The sequence below is a fragment of the Candidatus Cloacimonadota bacterium genome (assembly GCA_034661015.1).
Classification (GTDB): domain Bacteria; phylum Cloacimonadota; class Cloacimonadia; order JGIOTU-2; family JGIOTU-2; genus JAYEKN01.
In genome coordinates, this window is the sequence record JAYEKN010000133.1 from 1 (window position 1) to 3,469 (window position 3,469).

The 3,469-nt window shown below is 34.6% G+C and carries 2 protein-coding genes; both read right to left on the bottom strand.

Annotated features, from left to right (window positions below):
- Positions 1-93 precede the first annotated feature (93 nt).
- A complete protein-coding gene (locus U9P79_05410) occupies positions 94-3,102 on the bottom strand; it encodes a DEAD/DEAH box helicase family protein (GenBank protein ID MEA2104065.1) in 3,009 nt (1,002 codons plus the stop codon).
- Positions 3,074-3,469, bottom strand: a 396-nt coding sequence (locus tag U9P79_05415) for a transposase (protein MEA2104066.1), incomplete at its 5' end; no start/stop codon positions are given. The genes U9P79_05410 and U9P79_05415, both read right to left, overlap by 29 nt.

The following is a 3,469-nucleotide window of genomic DNA, read 5'->3' on the forward strand; positions in this document are numbered from 1 at the left end:
CGTTTATACATTTTTTAAAGAATCCAAAATCACCATTTCTTGTATTGCTTTTCTTCTTTCTTGCTTGGGGGCACGTTTGTTAGGCTCATTTTCTCATTTCGTAATCTCTTCATTCAGCTTCAAATAAACTTTTTTCAGCATCAATTCTCGAACTAAATTGCCAAACGATTCATTCTCTACGATTTTATCGAAGATGTCCTGATTTTGTTCCATTCGGTCGATCAATTTATTAAAGAACATATCATCGAAAGCATATTTGAAAGTATCAATTTTATTTGCTCGTGCCTGAGTTTGCAATTTCTCATCTTGAATTAGTTCAGTTTCGATTTGCTCAAAGAATAATCTATCAGCTTCCTCAAATTCTGTTCCGAAACGCTCATTCAAAATATCAATAATTTCAGACAAAGGAGCTTTTTCTTCTTTTGCCCTTTTTATACCTGCTTCCGAAACGCCGTCCAATTCGCCATCTTTACCTTTTAACAATTCGATTGAGCCTTCTTTGATCTTTTGCAAACGATAATATTGCAATGCAATTTCATCAATCAGTTTCAATTGTTCTGAAATATCAGCTTTTGGTAATTTAGTTTGAAGAAGTTTACCGTAAGCATAAAACTTTTCAAAATCAGATTCTTTGAAAGGCATAATTTGAGCAAAGAACGCATAAAGATTTAACCAAGTTCTCAGGCTTTTTTTAAATTCATTTTTTTCTTCTTGCTCTTCAAGTGCTTTGAATCTATCAACAGCAGGATCGATAAAAGAATACAGACGGGCTTGATCTTTATTGGTGAAATTTTCGTAAGATTTGAAATAATGATTTGCAAAAGCGTTGATTTCAGAATTCCAATAAATTTGCTTTTCATCCAACTTTGCTTTTAAATCGTAAAGGTGATTAACTTTTGGCTCTTCCTTCACAATTGTTCGCTCATAATATTCTTGGAAAGCATCGAGAATTGTTTGTCTGTCATTTACAAAATCCAGAATAAATGTATCTTCTTTTCCTGGTGCTGTCCTGTTCAATCGGGAAAGAGTTTGAACAGCTTTGACTCCCGAAAGTTTTTTATCAACATACATTGTGTGCAACATTGGTTGATCAAAACCTGTTTGATATTTATCAGCAACTATCAAAATTTTGTATTCATTTTTGTTGAAAACTCTCGGTAATTCGCTTTCGCTGTAACCTGTTAATTCAGGTTCTGAAACTCCGTCGGGATAATTATCATCAATAATTTTCCCTGAAAATGCGACCAAAATTTTAATCTCTTTTGTGTAACCTTTTAATTTAATGTATTTATTGAATTCTTCATAATATCTTTTGGCAAGTTTGCGTGAGGAAGTTATAAACATTGCTTTGGCTTTTCCACCTATTTTGTGTGCGACAACTTGTTTAAAATGTTCAATCACAACTTCAGCTTTCTGTGCCAGATTATGCGGATGAAAATTAACAAAACGACCAATCGCACGAGCTACTTTTTTCTTATTCAGTTTTGGATCGTCTTCGATTGTTTTGGAAAGTTTGAAAAACAATTCATAAGTTATGTAGTTTTCCAAAACATCTAGAATAAAACCTTCTTCGATTGCCTGACGCATTGAATACAAATGAAATGGCTGTGGCTTTTCCTCTCCGATTTTTTCCCCGAAAATGGCGAGAGTTTTATATTTCGGAGTTGCCGTAAAAGCAAAGAAAGAAATATTCTTTTGCTGTCCGCGAACTGCTGCCGATCTTTCAATTTGTTCTAAAATAAAATCTTCCGCTGTATAATTATCATCCACGTCATTATCATCTTTATTGGTTGGAGAATATAAAACTTCTTTCATCTTTTTATGAGCTTCACCACCTTGAGAACTGTGAGCTTCATCAATTATCACAGCATATTTTTTATTAGGAAGCGAACCCACTTTATCTATTACAAATGGGAATTTCTGTAATGTCGTAATAATTATGTGAGAACCTACCGAAATCGCATCTGCAAGCTGTTGACTGTTCTTATCGATCTTCTGAACAATTCCTGTTTTATGCTCAAATTGATAAATCGTATTTTGTAATTGCTGATCTAAAACCCTGCGGTCTGTTACTACAATTACGCTGTCAAAAATTCGTTCATCAAATTTGTTGTGCAAACTGGAAAGCCGATAAGCAAGCCAGGCAATGGAATTGCTTTTGCCCGAACCGGCAGAATGCTGAACAAGATAATTTTTTCCTGCTCCCGAGATTTTGGCATCTGCTGTAATTTTTCTGACAACATCAAGTTGATGATAACGAGGGAAGATCATTTTTTCTTTTTTATAGCGCTGAGATGCACTGCCGGGCGTCTTTACATCAATATCTTCTATTTGCAAATGAATGAAACGTTGAATAATCTCCAAGAAACTATCTTTTGCCAAAATATTCTTCCAAAGATAATCTGTTTTATAACCATCCGGATTTATGGGATTTCCCTTTCCTTTGTTATTGCCTTTATTGAACGGCATCCAAAAAGTTTTGTCGCCCGCTATTTTGGTTGTCATAAAAACTTCTTCGTCATCTACTGCAAAGTGAACTAGCGCTCGTTTCTTAAATTTGAAAAGCAGCTCGCGGGAATCTCGGGTTTTGTTATATTGTTTTTTGGCATTGGTCGTGCTTTGTCCTGTGAAGCGGTTTTTCAGCTCGATTGTGGCAACGGGAATTCCGTTCAAAGAAATAACGAGATCAACGGAATTTTTATTTTTATCGCTGTAATAAACCTGACGATAAACTTTTAATTGATTCTGGTTATAAAGCATTTCAGTTTCAGAATTTAAACCTGTTTCCGGTTGGAAAAAAGCAAGTTTGAAGCGAACTCCGTAATCGGTAAATCCATTGCGGATAACATCAAGACTTCCTCGCAAATCTATTTCTTTATTAATGCGACCAATAATTCTGTCACCAACATCATCAGCACCGTGAACTGCAACTATCTTCTCCCATCTTTCAGGTTGCGATTCCTGCAAAAAAGATAAAATCTCATCTTTGAACATTCCCAGTTTTGGAAAATATTGTTCTGAATTTCCTTGAGAATATCCTCCGTCTTTGATTAACGATTCTACTATTGCGGATTCAAATGTTTTTTCTGATGTTATTTTCATAAAATTTATCACCTTCCCATTTTTGCGGATTGTTTTTAATATAATTTTTTATCCGTTCATATTCTGCATTGTTTCGGATAATGTGGTCATAATAATTAGGTTGGAAAAAATGATTGTTTCGATTGTATTTTGGAATATTCAAATTGTTGTCGTCAATGTAATCATCGATTTTTGAATTTACGACCGATTTAAATCCACCCAAAAATGACGAAATTGATTTTGGTTTACGAATAAAATCGGATTGTTCGGTGAATTGTTCGGTGAATTGTTCGACGGATTGTTTGGTGAATTGTTCGACGGATTGTTTGGTGAATTGTTCGACGGATTGTTTGGTGAATTGTTCGACGGATTGTTTGGTGAATTGTTC